The sequence below is a fragment of the Paraburkholderia kirstenboschensis genome (assembly GCF_032806925.1).
In the GTDB taxonomy this organism is placed as follows: domain Bacteria; phylum Pseudomonadota; class Gammaproteobacteria; order Burkholderiales; family Burkholderiaceae; genus Paraburkholderia; species Paraburkholderia kirstenboschensis.
Genome location: NZ_CP136511.1, coordinates 444,118 through 461,678 on the forward strand (window position 1 = coordinate 444,118; position 17,561 = coordinate 461,678).

19 protein-coding genes and 4 pseudogenes are annotated in these 17,561 nt (G+C 60.4%); 7 read left to right on the forward strand and 16 right to left on the reverse strand.

Features of this window, described 5'->3' with window-relative positions; translation table 11 throughout:
• Nucleotides 1–962 precede the first annotated feature (962 nt).
• The 6 genes and pseudogenes from RW095_RS02235 to RW095_RS41175 all read right to left on the reverse strand — a co-directional run.
• Nucleotides 963–1,145: pseudogene (locus RW095_RS02235) on the reverse strand (transposase); the annotation flags it as partial.
• A gap of 20 nt (nt 1,146–1,165) precedes the next feature.
• A pseudogene (locus RW095_RS02240) lies at nt 1,166–1,375 on the reverse strand (phage integrase N-terminal SAM-like domain-containing protein); the annotation flags it as partial.
• Nucleotides 1,376–1,451: 76 nt separating this feature from the next.
• Nucleotides 1,452–2,162 carry an IS6 family transposase gene (locus RW095_RS02245; RefSeq protein WP_394365060.1) on the reverse strand — a complete coding sequence of 237 codons (711 nt, stop codon included), beginning with the start codon at nt 2,160–2,162 and terminating at the stop codon, nt 1,452–1,454.
• 343 nt (nt 2,163–2,505) lie between these two features.
• Nucleotides 2,506–4,341, reverse strand: a complete 1,836-nt coding sequence (locus tag RW095_RS02250) for an integrase core domain-containing protein (RefSeq protein ID WP_317016173.1) — start codon at nt 4,339–4,341, stop codon at nt 2,506–2,508.
• A 435-nt stretch (nt 4,342–4,776) separates the two neighbouring features.
• The gene (locus tag RW095_RS41170) at nt 4,777–4,962 is read right to left on the reverse strand and encodes an SDR family oxidoreductase (protein WP_394365019.1); all 186 of its coding nucleotides are present in this window, start codon (nt 4,960–4,962) and stop codon (nt 4,777–4,779) included.
• An 80-nt stretch (nt 4,963–5,042) separates the two neighbouring features.
• Nucleotides 5,043–5,476, reverse strand: a pseudogene (locus tag RW095_RS41175) (SDR family NAD(P)-dependent oxidoreductase); the annotation flags it as partial.
• Nucleotides 5,477–5,631: 155 nt separating this feature from the next.
• Here RW095_RS41175 and RW095_RS02265 point away from each other — a divergent pair.
• Nucleotides 5,632–6,132: a TetR/AcrR family transcriptional regulator gene (locus tag RW095_RS02265; RefSeq protein WP_317015716.1), complete on the forward strand. Its 501-nt coding sequence runs from the start codon at nt 5,632–5,634 to the stop codon at nt 6,130–6,132.
• A gap of 313 nt (nt 6,133–6,445) precedes the next feature.
• Here the strand turns inward: RW095_RS02265 and RW095_RS02270 are convergent, their stop codons facing one another.
• From RW095_RS02270 to RW095_RS02315, 10 genes and pseudogenes are all read right to left on the reverse strand, one after another.
• Nucleotides 6,446–7,489 (reverse strand): rod shape-determining protein, encoded by a 1,044-nt coding sequence (locus RW095_RS02270; protein WP_317015717.1) that lies wholly within the window; start codon nt 7,487–7,489, stop codon nt 6,446–6,448.
• A gap of 351 nt (nt 7,490–7,840) precedes the next feature.
• Nucleotides 7,841–8,589, reverse strand: a pseudogene (locus RW095_RS02275) (IS6 family transposase).
• Between the two features lie 383 nt (nt 8,590–8,972).
• Nucleotides 8,973–9,179 (reverse strand): hypothetical protein, encoded by a 207-nt coding sequence (locus tag RW095_RS02280; protein ID WP_317016175.1) that lies wholly within the window; start codon nt 9,177–9,179, stop codon nt 8,973–8,975.
• A 54-nt stretch (nt 9,180–9,233) separates the two neighbouring features.
• Nucleotides 9,234–9,389, reverse strand: coding sequence for a hypothetical protein (locus RW095_RS02285; protein ID WP_317016176.1), 156 nt, complete (start codon nt 9,387–9,389; stop codon nt 9,234–9,236).
• A 115-nt stretch (nt 9,390–9,504) separates the two neighbouring features.
• Nucleotides 9,505–9,651 (reverse strand): hypothetical protein, encoded by a 147-nt coding sequence (locus RW095_RS02290; RefSeq protein WP_317016178.1) that lies wholly within the window; start codon nt 9,649–9,651, stop codon nt 9,505–9,507.
• A 582-nt stretch (nt 9,652–10,233) separates the two neighbouring features.
• The gene (locus tag RW095_RS02295; protein WP_317016179.1) at nt 10,234–10,521 is read right to left on the reverse strand and encodes a DUF1488 family protein; all 288 of its coding nucleotides are present in this window, start codon (nt 10,519–10,521) and stop codon (nt 10,234–10,236) included.
• A gap of 323 nt (nt 10,522–10,844) precedes the next feature.
• A complete protein-coding gene (locus tag RW095_RS02300; RefSeq protein ID WP_317016181.1) occupies nt 10,845–11,153 on the reverse strand; it encodes a hypothetical protein in 309 nt (102 codons plus the stop codon).
• Nucleotides 11,154–11,177: 24 nt separating this feature from the next.
• Nucleotides 11,178–11,429, reverse strand: a complete 252-nt coding sequence (locus RW095_RS02305) for a DUF2934 domain-containing protein (RefSeq protein WP_317016182.1) — start codon at nt 11,427–11,429, stop codon at nt 11,178–11,180.
• Nucleotides 11,430–11,461: 32 nt separating this feature from the next.
• Nucleotides 11,462–11,632 (reverse strand): hypothetical protein, encoded by a 171-nt coding sequence (locus RW095_RS02310; protein ID WP_317016184.1) that lies wholly within the window; start codon nt 11,630–11,632, stop codon nt 11,462–11,464.
• 676 nt (nt 11,633–12,308) lie between these two features.
• Nucleotides 12,309–12,545 carry a hypothetical protein gene (locus RW095_RS02315; protein ID WP_317016185.1) on the reverse strand — a complete coding sequence of 79 codons (237 nt, stop codon included), beginning with the start codon at nt 12,543–12,545 and terminating at the stop codon, nt 12,309–12,311.
• 400 nt (nt 12,546–12,945) lie between these two features.
• On the opposite strand from RW095_RS02315, the gene RW095_RS02320 reads away from it, so the two are divergent.
• From RW095_RS02320 to RW095_RS02345, 6 genes are all read left to right on the forward strand, one after another.
• A complete protein-coding gene (locus RW095_RS02320) occupies nt 12,946–13,104 on the forward strand; it encodes a hypothetical protein (RefSeq protein WP_317016187.1) in 159 nt (52 codons plus the stop codon).
• A gap of 39 nt (nt 13,105–13,143) precedes the next feature.
• A complete protein-coding gene (locus RW095_RS02325) occupies nt 13,144–13,557 on the forward strand; it encodes a type II toxin-antitoxin system HicB family antitoxin (protein ID WP_317016188.1) in 414 nt (137 codons plus the stop codon).
• Nucleotides 13,558–13,720: 163 nt separating this feature from the next.
• Nucleotides 13,721–13,927: a hypothetical protein gene (locus RW095_RS02330; protein ID WP_317016190.1), complete on the forward strand. Its 207-nt coding sequence runs from the start codon at nt 13,721–13,723 to the stop codon at nt 13,925–13,927.
• 467 nt (nt 13,928–14,394) lie between these two features.
• Nucleotides 14,395–15,420: a DnaJ C-terminal domain-containing protein gene (locus tag RW095_RS02335; protein ID WP_317016191.1), complete on the forward strand. Its 1,026-nt coding sequence runs from the start codon at nt 14,395–14,397 to the stop codon at nt 15,418–15,420.
• Entirely contained in the window at nt 15,417–15,734 is a 318-nt protein-coding gene (locus RW095_RS02340) for a chaperone modulator CbpM (RefSeq protein ID WP_317016193.1), read from the forward strand. The genes RW095_RS02335 and RW095_RS02340 overlap by 4 nt, the downstream gene beginning before the upstream one ends.
• A 276-nt stretch (nt 15,735–16,010) precedes the next feature.
• On the forward strand, nt 16,011–17,555 hold the full coding sequence (locus RW095_RS02345; protein ID WP_317016195.1) for a molybdopterin-dependent oxidoreductase: 1,545 nt from the start codon (nt 16,011–16,013) through the stop codon (nt 17,553–17,555).
• Nucleotides 17,556–17,561: the final 6 nt, after the last annotated feature.

Sequence of the window (17,561 nt, forward strand, 5' to 3'; positions counted from 1 at the left end):
TCTCTTGGCTAATTTGGCGGGTTTATGCCCCCGTCATATGTTCGAAGGCAGTGTGGATGAACGGCCACCGAATGCCGACCGGCCGACATTTTAAATGCGGCGGAGGAGGGTTGGCGTGAGCTTTGGTCGTCATGCGTGGGCACATCGATGACTCCCGGCGCCACGACTTTTCCGGTTCGTGGCCGTGGCTCCGCGAAGAACCAATGCAACTCATGAGGCGTGTAACTGGATTTCACAATCACAGAACCTTATCATTGGAGTGCCTCAAATCGAGAAAACCCGCTTTAGAGAGGGCTACCGACGTAAGGCGCGACAAGGGCTCGAGGGATCGGGAAGCGGTCCGCGCTATAATGGGATGTCTTTTTAATTGTCAGTGAGCCTGGAAAAGCGCAAGCCAAAAGCTCCTCATGTGTAACTCAATTTCATTGCGAAGCGTAAAACCTTGTTTGTCCGATGTCAAAAGGAAAATGAAATCTTGCGGCTAGGGTTTGCACGGATACGCGGGTCACACGCCGTGCCTCGGTTCAGATGCTTTATTGCTTACCGAGGACCGGGATCCGCCTCGGACAATGCTCGTTGCAGCGCCGGGTGGACGTCGCTGTCGACGCCGCGCTCCCTCAGCACCGACCGCACTCCACTCGCTTGAGGCGCTGGAGGGCAGAGGGCCCAAGCCGCAGGCCCATGCCAACCATCAGGACCTCCAGGAGCCCCTGACCCGCGATGTAGGCCTTGACCACTGCGAAGGCATGCTCCACGCGCGCGGATCTTCGACTTGTTGCGGTTCTTGCCGCGCTGCACGTCATCGACCTCATCGCCGGCACGGCGCGTGCGCTGATTCGTGAAATCCTGGCCGTCCGGCGCCTTGCTGCGAATCAGCGTCTTCTGGTTGGCATACGCGCTGTCACCATAGACGCGCCACTCGTGTCCATGCAATTGCGGCAACGGATGTTTGCCATGCACGTTGTGAGCACCGCGCTGTGCACCAGGCCGCTCTGGCTGTCCACCCCGATATGCAGCGTCGCACCGAAGTACCATTGCTTGCCTTTGCGGGTCAGGTGCATCTCCGAGTCGCGAGCCTTCTGCTGATTCTTCGTCGAGCCCGGCGCGCCGATGATCGTGGCGTCCCCGATGGTGCCGCTCTTGAGTTCATGCCGCTGGCCTGAAGCGTGATGGCGGCATTCAGCGACATGGGCGAGATGCCGTGGGCGACCGGATGCAGCTGGTAGCGCTGCAGGTCCTCCACCGTGGCGGTGCCGGGCGGGCGCCCGAGGAAAGCGGCGAACTGACGGACCACGCGGACATAACCGGCTTGCGTCTTCGGTGTGAGCTTGCGCATGCGCATGTCGTCGATCAGGCGCTGGCGCAGCGGACTCATATCCTGGCTGGGCACTGTCAACGGTTCTGGTGCAAATAGGAAAGCAAGTTGAGAAGTTTCCTATACGAAGGATAACTTATCGAATGGACAGGACCGCATTCCATACTGTGGGCGCAGTAGCCTCCTTGAGGCCGAGCTCCGTGAGATCGAACTGGCCCTTGCGAATGCGATGCGTCAATTCGATACCTGAGATTGTGGTCGCGGCGCTCCTGAACCGCCTGAATCCAAGCATCACGTTCGTTCTGGACTTGATGTGACGATGGTCCTGTTCGATCAAGTTGTTCATATATTTTGAGGACCGGACCTTCGTGTCTTGAGGCAGCAGACCATCGGCCTTCATCTCGCGCACCGCGCGGTGCGAGGCAGCATAGCCGTCGAGCGTGACGGTCTCCGGCGACTGGCCCTGATGCCTGATAGCGTTGCTGAAAAAGGCTTTGGCCGCGGCCACGTCGCGCCTCGCCCTGAGTATGAAGTCCACCGTCTGGCCAGCCCGATCCACCGCCCGGTACAGGTACACCCATTTGCCGCGAACCTTCAGGTAGGTCTCGTCGACGCGCCACGAGCGACCAGCTGGCGTAGCAAAGCGGTTCCAGCGTTTGACGAACTCGGGCGTATAACGTCTCACCCAGCGCAGGATCGTCGTGTGAGCCAACGATAATCCCCGTTCGGCCATCATCTCGACCAGATCGCGCAGGCTGAGCTTGTAGCGCAGATACCAGCGAACGCACAGAATGATGATCTCCCGATCAAAATGGCGTCCACCGAACAACTCCTCCAGACTCTTCAGCTTGTTCATCGCAGGTCATCAGTTCGTTTGGCTCCGACAACTCTAACCGATTCGCCGACCCTATTTGCAACAGAGCCGTCATTGATTGCGACCGTGAACAACGAATAGTCGCGCGTCACAACAGGATGATCCCCTGACACGTGGGCGGCGACTAGCGGCTCTGCAGTTGCGGGCGCCGTTACCATTGCTGGGCTTGCCGTGTCGGTGGTAACGCCGTCTTGATTCCACGATCCGGTTTTGCGGGCGTCGCGGGATGCTCTGCGGACTTGTTGTCCATCCTGGAAAGGCTCACCATTGACTGGCCGGCCACCTGCTCTGCATGCTTTTGCAGGATGCGCCTTGCTTACAGATACGCAGGATGGGCCGGCAGCTTTCCCGACGGTGCAGCCTCGGCATAACGGATCAACGCCTCGACGGCGTCGCCGTTTGTGGCCAGATGGAGCAGCCGGCGCCTCTCGAGTGAGCGGATCGCCTGGCGCACATAAAGCGAATGCGGCGTGCGGTGCCATGGGGGCGCGGCGCGCACGACGCCGAGAAAATGCCCTTGCTGTGTTGACACGGTCGCGTAGCGCGCGTCGTCCTCGTCGTCGAGATGGACCCAGAAGTTTCCACCCAGCAGATCGGTGCGCAGGCAAAGCCATTCCGCTGAGTAGCGGCCGTTGGCGAAGTTGAAATGGGGACGGCGACCACTGTTCACACCGCCGAGCAGCGTGCACAGCTTGCGTACGCCGACGATGCGCCGAACAGCGTCAGGGTCGGCTTGCCGTGGTTTCCATTTTCCTTGTGCGAGCAGTCGCTCGAGCTGCTCGAGCGGACTCCGATATCCAAGTCCGGAGTGTGGCGTCGCGTTGTAGTTTGCAACGAGTGTGTCGAGCAACTCTTGCGCGTACTCGAGTTGAAACTGGGTGGCGAGCGCCGCTGCGTCGGGATCGGTCCCGCGCCGGGCCACTGGCGAACTCCCGGTTGTGGTTGAGAGTCGATGGAAACCGTCGGCTGCCAGACGTGCAAAAAATGATTCGATAAACGGCCGGTCGTCCTTGCTGCGTCGGCGGCTAAAGCTCGCAGGGTTCTGGGGCGTGACGAGCTTTGCGCCCACCACGTCGCGCAGGACACCTTCGACGCGTTTGCAGATATTGGCGAGCGCGCCATCGACGCTGAATTCGTTCCAGCATGCGCCGACCAGTTGAGGAAAGCGGTGAGCGGGCAGGCCAGCGCCTGGAAGATAGGCGGCATTGCCGAACTGAAGTTCGCGTGGCGCCCATGGCTGGAGGGCGCAGCGGACGGCTCGCAGTACATCTTCCGCCGCGCATTCGCGGCGCAAACTCAGGTAGTAGCCGAGCACAGCACGCGACACTACGTCGATAAGCACAACGACCCACAGACGGTGAATCATGCGCGGCTCGGTTCCGCCGTGCGGGGAGGGCACCAGCACCACCATTCGACTGTCAAGTTTGTGCGCGTCACACTCGACGCGCTCGAATGGAGCAAGAAGCGGCCGACGCGTTCCGTCGCCGCCCCGTGCCTTGCGCGCTGCGTCGTCGCCGGCAAGTTGACGTGCTCGGGCAGGATTCTCGGCAAGCACGCGATCGATGAAATGGGAGAGCGTCACATAACCACGCTTCTCGACGTTGAATGGCCATTCGCCCCGGCGCTCGAAGCCGCGCTCGCGCAATTCAGCGAGAAACCATCGGAACACTGTCATGCGCGGCCGAAGCGAAGACTCGAGGTCGCCGCGTTTGCGCAGGATGTGCTCGCGCAGACAGCTTTCGAACCCTCTCCCCGCTGGAGACTGAAAAACCCATTGCAGTGCACCCGCTGCTCCGCCGCCCCATCCATCAGGCTTGATCGGTGCCTTTCTGTCGTAAGACTTGACACGCGCATACGGTAGGAGGCCGCGCCAGCCGTGAACGTCTCCGTCGGGATGGGCTGCGAGGCAGCGCTCGGTGAGCAATCGGTAGGTCTGCACGCGGCTCATCTCGCATGCTGCCTTAAGCTGCGCGTCGGTAGCGCCGTCGAGATACAGGCGGATAGCGCGCTCACGTCGCCCGTACAACGCTTCACGTTCAGGGGAGAGCGCGGCTCTGTCGATTCCGGGCCAGGTTGCGAGATCGATCTCGCGCGCATCCAGACCGGTACTTTGCGAAGAGTCGCATGCCCGGAACCTTGGCCCTCGTCTCATTTGACCTCCGCCGTCAGGTCGATACACCGGAATAAGGGTAGGCAAACTCGCGCGGCAGCGTTGCTGCAGTTGTGAACGATGGCCACGGGATATTCGAGATTGGCGGATACAGTCGTTCGGTGCCCGGTGACGCATCCCCCCCCCGATCATTGCACCCCGCGGTGTAGAAGCTTGACGGGCGTGGTCGCGTAAGACGCTTGAGGACCCACTCCGGTCACAACACGTTCTCCGAAGCGGTCAGTCAGCCAGATCCAGGTTTTGCCAAGTGGAGTGCGAAAAAGCGGCCGTTGGCGGCCTCACCCTATCGGCCAATTGCCGTCATACACCTGGTTGCTGCCTCGGACATTCAAACGACGGATTTCCGCCCGTTAGCGTCCCTTCGCCTCGCAGGAGTTCTCGGATTGCCAGCCATGTTCGCACTCTCTGCATGCCCGATCAGAACGCAGAGCGGATCGTGCCACCATCGACACGGATCGTGGCGCCGCTCACGTAGTCGGCGTATGGGCTTGCGAGATAAGCAACCGCCGCCGCGATCTCTTCAGGACGGCCGAGGCGGCCGACGTCGTTGGGCACCATATCGCGAACGAGCCGCGCTCGATCTCCTCCCACGTCTGACCCCATCCGTGCTGCGAAGCGATGGTCTCGAGCAGTTCCCTGACGGCCGGCACGAGAATCGCGCCGGGTGCCACAATATTCGAGGTCACGCCGGAGTCCTTGAGGTCGCACGCCAGCGAAACAGCCAGGTTGTGCCTGGCGGCAAGCGACGCGTTGTAGTCAGGCTGCATCGAGACCGGCTGACCGGCGAGCCCGCCGCCGATCTGAATCACGCGGCCCCACCCGCGCTCGCGCATGGCTGGCACCAGCCGCTGGATCATGCGCACGGCGGACAGGACGTTGACCTCATAGGTCTCCATCCACTTGTCGGGTAAGGCAGTGCTCGGTTCAGATGGTGATAATAGCCAGCGTTATTGACCAGTATGTCGATGGTTCCACCTTCGGTCGCCTTGGCAACCACGGCATTGGCGCCCGCATCGGTTGCCAGATCGCCCCGCGCGACTTCGGCATGGCCGCCTGCCACTGTGATCGCTGCCGCGACCGCCTCGGCACGACCACTGCTGCGGCCATGCACAACCACCGTTGCGCCCTCCGCAGCCAGCAACTTGGCAACACGCTGGGTAAAAAAGGCGCGGCTACCCGCGAGGCGATCCTCGCATCCGCGCGACAGGCATTTACGCAGCCGGGCTACGATGTTGCGTACGCGAGATCGCTGAGAACGCGGGAGTCACCGCGATGCTCGTGAATCGTTATTTCGGGTCCAAGGAACAGCTGTTCGAGGAGGTAGTCGACCTGGTTCTTTCCGAGGAGGTAGTCGACCTGGTTCTTTCGGCTCCGGGCATCCTCACGCGGGAAGTGATGACGAACGCGCCTGACGTATCAACGCTATGCCGCGATGTCGCTGCCGCGCTTGTGGCGAAGACCGCACCGGACATCACGTCGATGGACGGGTTTCTCATCATGCTGCGATCGGCCAACAATGGGCAGGCCACAGCCATTCTGCGCAGGAAGTTTGAAGCGCACTTTGCCCGACCGTTATCGGAGCTGCTGCCCGGCGAAGAAACCTCGCAGCTAGCCGCGATGTTTCTGGCCGTCATTGCCGGCTTCCAGGTCATGCGGCAGGTCGTCGAGATGGCCGCATTGGCGCAAGCCAAACCGGATCAGTTGGAGCGACAACTAGAGGCGCTCTTCGGGTTGCTGATTATCGGAACTCCGATCAAGCACTTGACTGGCTGAAGGGTTGCGATACATCACGCGGGGTAACACCAAATCGGCGGTAGCGTTGGTGGGAAGAGCGGGAAAGGGCAGTGCAAATATTGCCTAATCGCGGGTATGGCACATGTTTGAGCCGTCCGCGCGCAAAAGCCTGATCGACCGCGAAGGGTCGCGTGCTGCCGATTGCACGCTCGCGAGTTTGCGCTGCGTGTACCCATTACAGGGGGCAGCACGCGGCCAGTGAACGAGATCGCTCGCGAGCGGTAGAGCCGACCCTACGATATAGCAATAACGACCGGCGACCCGCTCGGCCAATATCGATAGTCCGTTTCGCTCATTCGTATGCAAAGACGCTACCGAATTTGTCCATGCTTTCGAGTGCCATGCCCGAGCCGCGCACGACGCAGGTCAGCGGGTCTTCGGCAACGAACACCGGCAGACCGGTCTCCTCGGCGAGCAGCCGATCGAGGTCGCGTAGCAATGCTCCGCCGCCCGCGAGCATGATGCCGCGCCCAGCGATATCTGCGCCGAGTTCTGGTGGCGTTTGCTCGAGTGCGATCCTGACCGCCGATACGATCTGGTTCAGTGGGTCGGTAAGCGCTTCGAGGATCTCATTGCTGGAGACCGTGAAGCTGCGTGGTATCCCTTCCGACATATTGCGGCCCTTCACTTCCATTTCCTTGACTTCTGAGCCCGGGAAAGCAGAGCCGATTTCCTTCTTGATGGCTTCGGCGGTCTGTTCGCCGATCAACATCCCATAGTTGCGGCGGATATAGTTGACAATGGCTTCGTCGAACTTGTCGCCGCCGACGCGCAGAGAACCTTTATACACGATGCCGCCAAGCGAAATGACGCCCACTTCAGTGGTGCCGCCACCGATATCGACAACCATCGAGCCGGTCGCTTCAGACACGGGCAGGCCGGCGCCGGTTGCGGCGGCCATCGGCTCTTCGATCAGGTAGACGTGCGATGCGCCCGCACTGTGCGCAGCTTCCTTGATTGCACGTCGTTCGACTTGGGTGGACCCGCACGGCACGCAGATAATGATGCGCGGCGACGGCGCAAATATGCGCGGTGCGTGCACCATCCGGATGAATTGCTTGATCATCTGCTGGGTGATGTTGAAGTCGGCGATCACGCCGTCCTTCATCGGGCGGATGGCTTCAATGTTTCCCGGCACCTTGCCAAGCATTTCCTTAGCTTCCTTGCCAACTGCCAGAATGGTCTTTTTGCCGCTCGGGCCACCTTCCTGACGGATCGACACGACCGAAGGTTCGTCAAGCACAATGCCCTTGCCGCGCATGTAGATCAGCGTGTTTGAGGTGCCAAGATCGATCGCCAGGTCGTTGGAAAAGTAACTGCGTAGAAAACCGAACATTGAAAATCCCGTCTCGCTTGATGTCAGGCTTTTGGCCGACGACGTGCGACCATGTTGCAGTCGGGAGGGAAAAGAATAACAGGTGCAGAGGCCCGAAGACTCCCCGCCGGATGCGCGGGGCTCGCAAATGGAAGGCACTCCGCCTGGACGTGACGGCAGCGCTGCGTCAAATTCGTCGACCGATGATAGACCTTGCGTTTTGCGATAGTCCTCAAGAGGCCATGATGAGACGCTCGTCCGGCGCGTCGCCCCGACATTCAGGCGGCGGCTCCGCGTCAGCAAAGAGCATTCGAGCGCCGAAGGCGGACGCCGCTTCACCAGGTATCCGAACACATGAACGACGGCCTCGCGTTATGCGATACCGTGTGCCGTATATACCTCGCTCTTCCGGTTGTTTAAGAAGCTTCCCGTCAGCTCGTTAGCTTTCTCGGCTGCGCGAGTAACAGTCCAAGCATGCCGTGTGGCGAGGCGTTGTTTGAGTACGGCGCGATGACATGCCGCGTTCATTTGATGTCTGGGCAACGCGAAGTGCTGCCGGATTGGGCCAAAGCATGAAAGAAACGCCTGCTTGTCGGCTGGTGGCTGCTCTCGGCTCTGTTGTTCACGCGTGCAGCCGCTTTGACGAAAACGTGCTTCACATGGCCGAACCCGGGGATGTCAGCCTTAGCCGCGGCATAGGTGCGCAACTGGTCGGCAACTATTTTGCGCGGCACCGCGCTGGAACGCAGCAACCTCCGGAAGAAGCGCTTTGCCGCAGCCTTGTCGCGCCGCTTTTGCACCAGCACGTCGAGTTCGACACCATGTTCGTCGACGGCTCCCCACAATAGTTACGGCTCGCCGCGCAGCGTCACGAACATCTCGTCCAGATGCCAGGTGCTGCCCGGCTTCCGACGCCCCGCTTTGGCGGAACCGGCGAATCTGGCGCCAAACTTGTCGCACCAGCAACGGATCGTTTCGTACGTGACCACGACACCACGCTCGAGCAACAACTCCTCGATGTCGCGCAGGCTCAGGCTGAATCTGAAATACCAGCGAACCGGGCAGCTGATGACGGCGGCAGGGAAGCGGTGACCGTGATAAAGCGATTTCCTTTTCTTCATCGCTTCATTCTACCGCCGCCTCTCCATCAACCTGACAGAGCCCCCGACGGAACCAGGCGCGTAACCCGACTGCTTAACGTATTCGATCAAGTCGAGCGCGCATTGATATCAGGCAAGGCCACCGCCCGACGGTCAGCGGGATGAACCGCAACGCGTTGACGTCCCCGCTCACGGCGTCTTCAAATCCGGCAACAGGCGCTCGACTTCCCGCTTGATCACGGTGCAACACTCGCAGACAGGCCTGAGGTAGCGGGGAGCCTGCGGTGACGCCTCTCAAGACCGCGTAGACGCGTTGTGTCCAATGGTGCAGGAGCGGCGGAATGGGGTCTGCTCCCGATGGCGGCCGAAATGATTTCCGCCCGCATCGCATCGACGAGGCCCTATCACTCCTTCCCCCCACCGTTGATCCCGCTTCCACTTCGCCATACCTGTTTTCCCCGCTCGGAGAGCTCGCCGCAACTATGCCCCGAGTCGGCCTCCGTCCCTTCTATCGCCATTTCGCCGCCGGCCTGTTCCTGTGCCTTTTGCTTCTGCCTGTGCCGCGCTGCCACGGCTTCATCGTGCGACTTGCCTGCGTAATTCATGGTCATTTCGCCACTCCTCTAAAAAGTAGTCTTTGCAACTCTCCATCTGCCGAGCGGGTGTCATTTCTGGAGCGACAATCCCAATTGCTTGCGTAGCCTGTCCAATACATGGTTGTCAGCCATCCAACGGATTTCCCGCTTGCGCCGAAGGCTGCGCCTGTACCGCTGCAGCGACACGCCGAACATCAGCGCCAGGCCGATCACGATTCCCCACATTGCGTACGTCATATCGTCCTTTCAATCTGTTCCCGCTTTACATCAGGCGATAGACCGCACGATAGAGAAATAGCACGCGCGCGGCCCAGCGTTTCGAAAAATCATCTTGAACCACTCAGTGCTTATGGGGCAGCCACTCCTTGATCGGATGCGCGACTAGCCGACGGGTAACCGGCTCGTCCTTGCGTTCTCGCCTGTCCCGTGCCGCGGCGAATATCGCGACGCATAGCAGCACCACGATCCCCACTACAAAACTGATCATGGACTGGTTGATGGCAACCCTCTTTGAGGTCACACGCATGCTTATATTTTAGGTGGCCAGAGAAATAGCTGGAGCCATCTTCATTCAACGCTCCCTGTTTCGTGGGAACCGCGCAGCTTCATGGTGCGAGACAGGTTTTCTCGACCGGTCGCCGTCAGGCAAACATCGCTCGCATCTCTGGTGGCGGCCGCTGGCGCCTCATCCACGTCAGAAACAATCCGGAGACGGTGGCGAGCCGGCACATGCCCGGGCGCTGCACCATCCGGGCCGGCGCGAATCTTCGGTACGAGTCTAATTGCAGGTGGGGCGTTGGCCAACTACGGCGTCGAATCCATGCTCGCTTCGCCATCCCGCCGGAACGATGGCACGAATGACCGCTGCACCTGCGACACTGCCATTGAGGAGGCGCCTGGACGAAAGGCCGATTCAGGCTACCTTACTCTTAAACGCAGCACAGGCGATGGTGGCACTTCTGATCGCTGTCAGAAGCCAAGCGGCGTTGCCCCCTTTAGAGGAGTACAGCGCGCTCCACGAGGCCTGGAACTGACAGCTTAGGAAGCATTGTCGCGACAGAGCGGTAGCTCATGAAATCGAATACCGATTCTGTGGCCCGGCGACATACTGGCTGTTGGCGAGTTGGAGAACCTTTTCACGGAACTCGTCGAAGGCGCCAAGCACCGAGCGCTCGTCGGTTCCAAGACCAGGCTCCAGAATTCTGAGCAACGCGTCGTCGACCATGAAGGTGATTTCACGCGAATTGTCATACCCCCAGAAACACACGCAATGTCGGGAGGTATCGTAGCTACGGCTGGGGTTGGGAAAGTTAAGCACCGCGATCAGCTTTTCTCGTACACGGCCGAGTAGCGCCATTTAGTGGCGTTGGAGTCAATCGTGGCGTAACTGGCGCGTCTTTTCTCCGCTCTCGCAGCGTCCGCAGTGCCGAGTATGTGGGCACGTGCCCTGCGTTCTACGGCGTCTGGACTCTCGCTGCGAATTGCACCCGACGTACGTAATCTGCAATTGCATGATAGCGTTCTGAAGCTGTAGGTCACGAATGGGCGGCCGGTCTCCTCACTGTATACCCTTTAGCGCGCCATAACGTCTTTATCTACCTGGGCTGGTTGAGGTTCAGTTTCGGTTATGCAGGCGCTGATGCCTGGACGGCGACAAATGCCGTAGGCCTGAAGATTTCTTCAGGAGCTGATCCGCAAGGTGAATTGCATGAGCCGATCAGGTGTCGGCGGGGCCGTACTGGTCACCGGTAACAGCAACATGAAATTCCTGAGTTCGATGCTTCCGTCAATGCTTTTGGTATCAGGCATCTCAGGCATTAGACGGACCGTCGGCGCAAATACACGCAGGCCGCTCCAGGCTTCTGAACGGAAGCGTATCGCAAATTCGGATATCGGTGGTTCGGCGAAGCGGAAGTCGATCCGCTCGACCAGGTCGGCCTGGTCGAGGCTGATGTCGCCAATGCTTGCCGTTGACCATCCTGTACGCACCGGACATTCCGGGCCCGGCAAGAATCACTGGACCTGGAAATCGACAAGCCGACGCCAATATTCGTCCTGTCGCCCTTCGGGACTTCCTTCCTGCTGCCACAGAACGAAGGCCCGCTCCCGAAGATGCTGGTCGAGAGCGCGATGCCAGTACTCCTCCGCACGCCCATCAGGGCATCCCTCTTTCTCCCAGAGCAGATAGGCGCGTTCCCGAACAGCCTGGTCCAAACCCAGTTTCGTTTCTGAATTTTTCTCAAGGTCATCGCCGTAGGGAGCCATCTGACCGCCCCGACCCGTGTGCATCCTGGCTGTCAGAGTGCAGAGCTCAGCGTCCGGGACAAGCGGCTGTGCGCTGCCGCTTCCAGCCCCTTCGCCTGGAATTCGGCGTCGTCGGGGACATTGCCCGACTCGCCCCGCGTAATCGGGTACGTGTGCAGCACGGTGCCGCTACTATCTATGACGTCAACCAGTCGTTCGCTCATGGCTGTCTTCCTGTGTTTGTCGTTTGATGAGGGGGCCCATAGCTGACCACCGGACCTGTCAGCCAGGCAGAGGCCAAAACCGGCCGACGCGATCCGAGCATGCGGACGCGCTAGCTCGCCGTCACGAACCGGCGAGCAGGTCGCTGCCAGGCAAACCCCATGACCAGTTACAAACAGGCCTCGGAGAATGTGCGGCGAACAGTCTTTCGAGCATCTCGTGGCAGACTTCAGGAACTCCACAATTCCCATGCTCGACCCGGGACGGCTTATGAAAAGCGGGACACCGGGGCGCAACGTTTGCCACGGGATACACTGCCAACGAAATCGTTGCCCTCGCTCTGCGTTGGGCGCGAGCAAGCGATCCTACCTGCTGGGCCAAGGGCACCGACTACGCCGTCTTTATGCTGTCGCAGGCCGGCGAGATGACCAACGAGATGCCGGCGCAAAGCGCATCAAGGGTTATACCCGCCACGAAATCGTCGGGAGATATCTTTCGGGCTCCTTTGTGTCTGGCGCAGACCGTCTTGTTGTCAGGACGCACGCCGGGGTGCAGACGCTTCCCGATGACCTGTGTGACTTCAACGGAACCCGGCCTGGTCCAAGTATAAGCATAGCGCTGGCCGACGTCGACCTTGCAGCTTTTTTGCCGATACGGAGTCGGGAAACAAAAGCGGAATCAGTCGGCCGGCCCGAGTAACACGTCGATTGCGGCTTGACCTGCAATTTCAGCCACCAGGTAGGCCCATCGCTCCGTAAAAGGGCCGTTGCGCAGCCTTACGCGGCCTCCCCGCGCGCCGAGCACTTCGAGGTTGGTGCCGCCTTTGATCAGAAAAGTCACGTCAAATGTTTGCTCTGCAGCCGGAGTCAATTCGACGTGAATCTCGAAGCCGCGGTATGTGATCATTCGCTGCATGGAAGCCTCCCCTCTGTCGACGGAGACTAACATGTGACCCATTTCAGATGTTACTGCCGGAACGAGAATGCATCCTTTTGCGCCGGTCGTTCCGGCGTCGCTGTTCCCGAGTCGAGCGCCAGTCGCCTGGTTACCCTCGATGGCCGCCCGCAAACGGTGTAAGCGGTACCCGACATTGCGGAGGCGATTGTGGTGTGCGGCTCGCGTGCAGCAGCAAAACCACGTGCATGAGCAGGTCGTCTTTGCGATGCCAGCACGACGCAAGCCGTCACTTTCACCACGTCACGATTTAGTTTGCTTTTCGATGGCATTGAGCGCATGGTGAAAAGATCCAGATGACCCGACCGCCTCGCTGCACCGTGACCCGTATGCCAAAGGTCCGCGCCAGTTCTCATCGGTCGTGCGAATCGACACCATTCCCTTCAGCGAGGTCAAGACCCGGCGCTACGCAACGTTGTTCGACGCGGGAAGTCCCACCAGCGCGGGCGACGCCATCGAGGTCGCGATGCAATACGGCAAAGACATCGTCGATGGCAAGGTTGAGGCCACCCGACTCTGACACATCGAATGTCAGTTCAAAGCTTGAGTGGAGCAGGTCATGCAATATCCGCTTTATGTGCACCGTGATGGAGCTACCGGCTTTCGTGCCAGTTTTCCGGATCTTCCCCGAGCAGTTGCGCGTGGCCATTCGTTCGATGAACTGAAACGCAACGCACAGGAGGTTGTCGAACTGATGTATGACCGCAGCGAGCAACTCATACCCGCTCCCACCTGCAGTACATCGGAACTGCAATCGCTCGACATGGACGATGGGCAAGGGATCTGGATTTTCATCGAGATCAATCTGATGCGGGTTACCTCGAAAGCCGTGAGCGTCCAGTTCAGTCTGCCCGAGAGTCTGCTGCAGAGAGTAGATGCTGCAACAAAAGAGCGACACTCGACGCGCTCTACGTTCTTTACGCTGGCTGCTATACACGAACTTGGAAACCGGGGCGAAGGGCAATTGTCGTAGATGCCGGTTTTTTCCCGTGGGTATTCGCGGACGGCTTACATCCCACGCCGCGAGCGCGTCAGTGTCCAAAACCCGACCTTACGATGTGTCGCGTCGTCCCTGCTATCGGGGGCGACGCCAACCGCCTGTTGGCGAACCAGTTTTTCCATAGCAGGAGTGCATCATGATTGATGACCAGGTAAATGCCGAAGAACTGGCAGAAAGCAGGAAGCAGAGAGAAGCCGCGGCGAATGCGACGGATGATGGCATGCCGGTGGCCCCCGAAGATGAAAGGCGGGTCGTCGACAAGACTCAGTACAGACGGCCGAAGCAATGGGTGAGGCACGCAAGGAAATTGCTGGGTGCTGGAAGCGGCTTTGTGCGACTCTGAACGTGGAAGAATCGGCGAAGAGCCGGTTTTTTTCCGGTGACGCGTGCATCGTCCCGGTAGAAGAATCATAAAGGGGCTCTGATGTCAGGTCTGCTGGCGCAGATATAACAAGAACGGGTACGGTCCCATACCGCCATCCAGGCGAGGCCGAATGAATTTCGACGTGAAGCTGCGCGGGTGAAGCCATCGATCGCTTGTGTGACAAGGTCGGGGCCCTCACGCCCTGTACGGATAGCGCGTAGACATGTAGCCCGGCCGACACAGAGCTGTTCCGTGACACCGAATCACCGTTGCAATGCTCCTGATGCCGCGCTACCGATTCGAAAGAGACGTGACGCAACTTGAACGGATCATTCCCCTACGCACGGACATCCCCGTATGGTGAGCTGAAGGAAGCACGACAGGTAGGCGCAAAAGGCCGACGCAATACGCAAGGGCTGCACTGCTCGAATCAGGCGGACTCTGGAATGAAATACAAGGACTACTACGAGGTTCTAGGAGTGCCACGCACTGCAACGCGGGACGAGGTCCGGCGCGCGTATCGCAAGCTCGCGCGCAAATATCATCCGGACGTCAGCCAGCAGGCCGATGGGGAGGACCGTTTCAAGGAACTGGGCGAGGCCTATCAGGTCCTCAAGGACACGGAGAAACGCGCAGCCTATGACCGTTTGGGCCGCGAGTGGCAGAACGGCCAGGATTTTCAGCCGCCGCCCGACTGGCACGAGGGCTTCGAATTCAGCGGCGCAGGCAACGGGCCCAGCGCCCATGCGGATTTCAGTGAATTCTTTGAAGCGATGTTCGGCGGTGCGCACACAGGCGGACGTTCGCGGCAGACGGAAAGACATGGCGCGGCACCCGATCGCGGCGCCGCGACCGCGGACGATCTCGAGGATGCCTATCGTGGCGCGCGACGCCGGATCCCCGGACAGGATCATCACGCCAGAGTCGTGATCGATCTGGTGGACGCCTATTACGGCGCGCAGCGTTCCATTTCGCTGCAAATGCCGGTCCTCGATGCACACGGTCAGGTCATCCTGCAACTGCGTACGCTGAACGTTACCATTCCCAGGGGCGTGCGGGCCGGGCAGCACTTGCGCCTTGCCGGTCAGGGCGGCGCCGGCTTCGGACACGGACCGGCCGGTGACCTGTATCTGGAAATCGCCTTCCGCGAGGATCCGCGTTTTCGTGTCGACGGACGCGATGTTTCGCTCGATCTACCGGTGGCGCCCTGGGAGGCCGCACTCGGTGCTCAGGTCACCGTTGGTACTCCTGATGGCTCGGTCGAGCTGACCGTGCCAGCTGGATCGGCCAGCGGCCGGCGACTGCGACTAAAGGGCAAGGGGATTCCGGGGAAGACGCCGGGCGACCTGTACGTCATATTGACGATCGTGCTGCCGCCGGCCGACAGCGACAGCGCGCGTGCGGCCTACGAAACGATGCGGCACGCGTTCCAATTCGATCCGCGCGCGCATTTTACCGGTGGTCGACCATGAAAGAATCGGTGACGGTCTTTGTGGAAGGTGAGATTGTCGAGGAAGACGTCGAATTCACCCTCGTTGAATTGTGCCGGGCAAGCGGCGCGTCGGAACAACAGCTGACGTTATGGATCGCAGAAGGCGCAGTCGAGCCGCAAGGCACCACGCCGTGCGAATGGCGCTTCAGCGGTGCCGCACTGCGCCGCGTGCGAACCGCCCGGCGGCTCGCACAGGATCTGGAGATCAACGCACCGGGCATTGCGCTCGCCCTCGACCTGCTCGATGAAATCAACGCATTGCGGGCGCGTTCCAGGCGCTCGTCCGGTCATTGAGCGTGTTCTTCACGTCCTCCTCGACTCGATGGCGCGCTAGACACGTGGCCCAGGCACGAGGTTGCGGGACTGCAGGAGGAGACAAGGATGGCACACATCCGCCCGGCGCCCCCGCATGATCCGGTGGAGGCAAGTCTAAGCCCCGCGGACGACCGGGTTCGCCTGAATCACTGGCTACCGCCGCAGGCAGGCGTTGCGCCCAGAATCCGGATCGGTCAGCGCTGGGTCAACGTGTTGTGGGCATTGCCCATTGCTTTCGTACTGCTGGTTATCGGCGTGGCCATCGCGCAGGCACTGCGGCAAGTCCCGGCGGTGCAGGAATGCCTCGTGCGCTATCCGGGGATCCCGCCATCCGCAGTGGCTGTCGTCACGGGATTCCCCGCCTGGCTCAGGCTGCAGCATTTCATGAACCTGTTTTTCATGGCGTTCATTATTCGCGCAGGACTTCAGATTCTCGCCGACCACCCGCGGCTGTACTGGAAACGCGACTGCACGCCCGGCACGGAATGGTTTCGCTTCCAGATGGTGGTGCCGACCGGCCGCGTGTGGACCGCGAAGGACGATTCGGTGACGCTGCCTGGGTGGCTCGGAATTCCTGGAATCCGTCATTCCATCGGCCTCGCCAGATGGTGGCATTTCTCGATTACGCTGTTGTGGATGATTAACGGCATCGTCTTCTACGTGCTGCTGTTCGCGACCGGCCAGTGGCTGCGGCTGGTGCCGACGACCTGGGAGGTGATCCCCAACGCAGCCTCGACCGCCCTGCAGTACCTGTCGCTCACATTCCCCGCCGATCACAGCTGGCTGCGCTACAACAGCCTGCAACAGATCACCTATTTCATCACGGTGTTCGTCGCCGCGCCTACCTCCATCGTGACGGGCTTCATGCAGAGTCCGGCGATTTCTAACCGGCTCGGCTGGCTCGGCCGGGCGTTAAACCGGCAGCGGGCACGTTCGATCCATTTCATCGCGCTGTGCTGGTTCCTGTTCTACATCCTCGCGCATGTGACGCTGGTGTTCATAACCGGTGCCCGGGTGAATCTGAACATGATGTTCGCCGGCTTGAACGGCGACTCCTGGAGCGGCGTGCTGGTCTTCGTCCCGGCCATGGCGCTTGTGGGCGTCACCTGGTGGCTGGCGTCTCCGTTCACGCTCCGTCATGCGCGTCGGGTTCAGCGGATCGGTGCGTTCCTGGCCCGGCCTTTCAACAGCGTGACGCAGTGGTGGGATCCAACGAGCCAGCTCACCGAACAGGACATCTCACCGTACTTCTGGCCCAACGGGACGATGCCGGCGTCGGCCGAGTTTGACCAGCTCGTGAAAAACGGTTTTGCGCATTACCGGCTGAGAATCGATGGTCTGGTCGAAAAGCCGGTAGAGCTCACATACGCCGAGCTCAAAGCGATGCCGAAGCAGGAACAGATCACCACGCATTTCTGCATTCAGGGATGGTCCGGCGTCGTCAGGTGGGGCGGGGTTCCGATGCGTCATCTCCTCGATCTGCTGAAACCGACGGCCGATGCCGGCTACGCGGTGTTCTATTCACTGGCCGATGGCGGCGATGGCGGACGCTACTACGACGTCCACAGCATCGCCAACATGCGGCACGAATTGACGATGCTCGCCTACGAGATGAATGGCGCGCCGCTCAGCGTGCTGCATGGCGCGCCGTTGCGGCTGCGCTGCGAGAACGAACTCGGCTTCAAGATGGTCAAGTGGATTGCGGCCATCGAGTTCGTGCACGATTTCGCCGACCTCGGCGCGGGTGAAGGCGGCTACAACGAGGATCACGAATTCTACGGCTACCGCGTGCCGATCTGAGTCGCT

What these genes read in the sequence shown, in the direction of transcription:
- RW095_RS02280 (WP_317016175.1), bottom strand. Translation starts at nt 9,179, where the DNA reads ATGACCATGAATTACGCAGGCAAGTCGCACGATGAAGCCGTGGCAGCG.
- RW095_RS41170 (WP_394365019.1), bottom strand. Translation starts at nt 4,962, where the DNA reads ATGGGGTCAGACGTGGGAGGAGATCGAGCGCGGCTCGTTCGCGATATG.
- RW095_RS02310 (WP_317016184.1), bottom strand. Translation starts at nt 11,632, where the DNA reads ATGAGCGAACGACTGGTTGACGTCATAGATAGTAGCGGCACCGTGCTG.
- RW095_RS02340 (WP_317016193.1), top strand. Translation starts at nt 15,417, where the DNA reads ATGAAAGAATCGGTGACGGTCTTTGTGGAAGGTGAGATTGTCGAGGAA.
- RW095_RS02335 (WP_317016191.1), top strand. Translation starts at nt 14,395, where the DNA reads ATGAAATACAAGGACTACTACGAGGTTCTAGGAGTGCCACGCACTGCA.
- RW095_RS02305 (WP_317016182.1), bottom strand. Translation starts at nt 11,429, where the DNA reads ATGGCTCCCTACGGCGATGACCTTGAGAAAAATTCAGAAACGAAACTG.
- RW095_RS02315 (WP_317016185.1), bottom strand. Translation starts at nt 12,545, where the DNA reads ATGCAGCGAATGATCACATACCGCGGCTTCGAGATTCACGTCGAATTG.
- RW095_RS02330 (WP_317016190.1), top strand. Translation starts at nt 13,721, where the DNA reads ATGATTGATGACCAGGTAAATGCCGAAGAACTGGCAGAAAGCAGGAAG.
- RW095_RS02325 (WP_317016188.1), top strand. Translation starts at nt 13,144, where the DNA reads ATGCAATATCCGCTTTATGTGCACCGTGATGGAGCTACCGGCTTTCGT.
- RW095_RS02285 (WP_317016176.1), bottom strand. Translation starts at nt 9,389, where the DNA reads ATGTGGGGAATCGTGATCGGCCTGGCGCTGATGTTCGGCGTGTCGCTG.
- RW095_RS02270 (WP_317015717.1), bottom strand. Translation starts at nt 7,489, where the DNA reads ATGTTCGGTTTTCTACGCAGTTACTTTTCCAACGACCTGGCGATCGAT.
- RW095_RS02265 (WP_317015716.1), top strand. Translation starts at nt 5,632, where the DNA reads ATGCTCGTGAATCGTTATTTCGGGTCCAAGGAACAGCTGTTCGAGGAG.
- RW095_RS02290 (WP_317016178.1), bottom strand. Translation starts at nt 9,651, where the DNA reads ATGATCAGTTTTGTAGTGGGGATCGTGGTGCTGCTATGCGTCGCGATA.
- RW095_RS02295 (WP_317016179.1), bottom strand. Translation starts at nt 10,521, where the DNA reads ATGGCGCTACTCGGCCGTGTACGAGAAAAGCTGATCGCGGTGCTTAAC.
- RW095_RS02250 (WP_317016173.1), bottom strand. Translation starts at nt 4,341, where the DNA reads ATGAGACGAGGGCCAAGGTTCCGGGCATGCGACTCTTCGCAAAGTACC.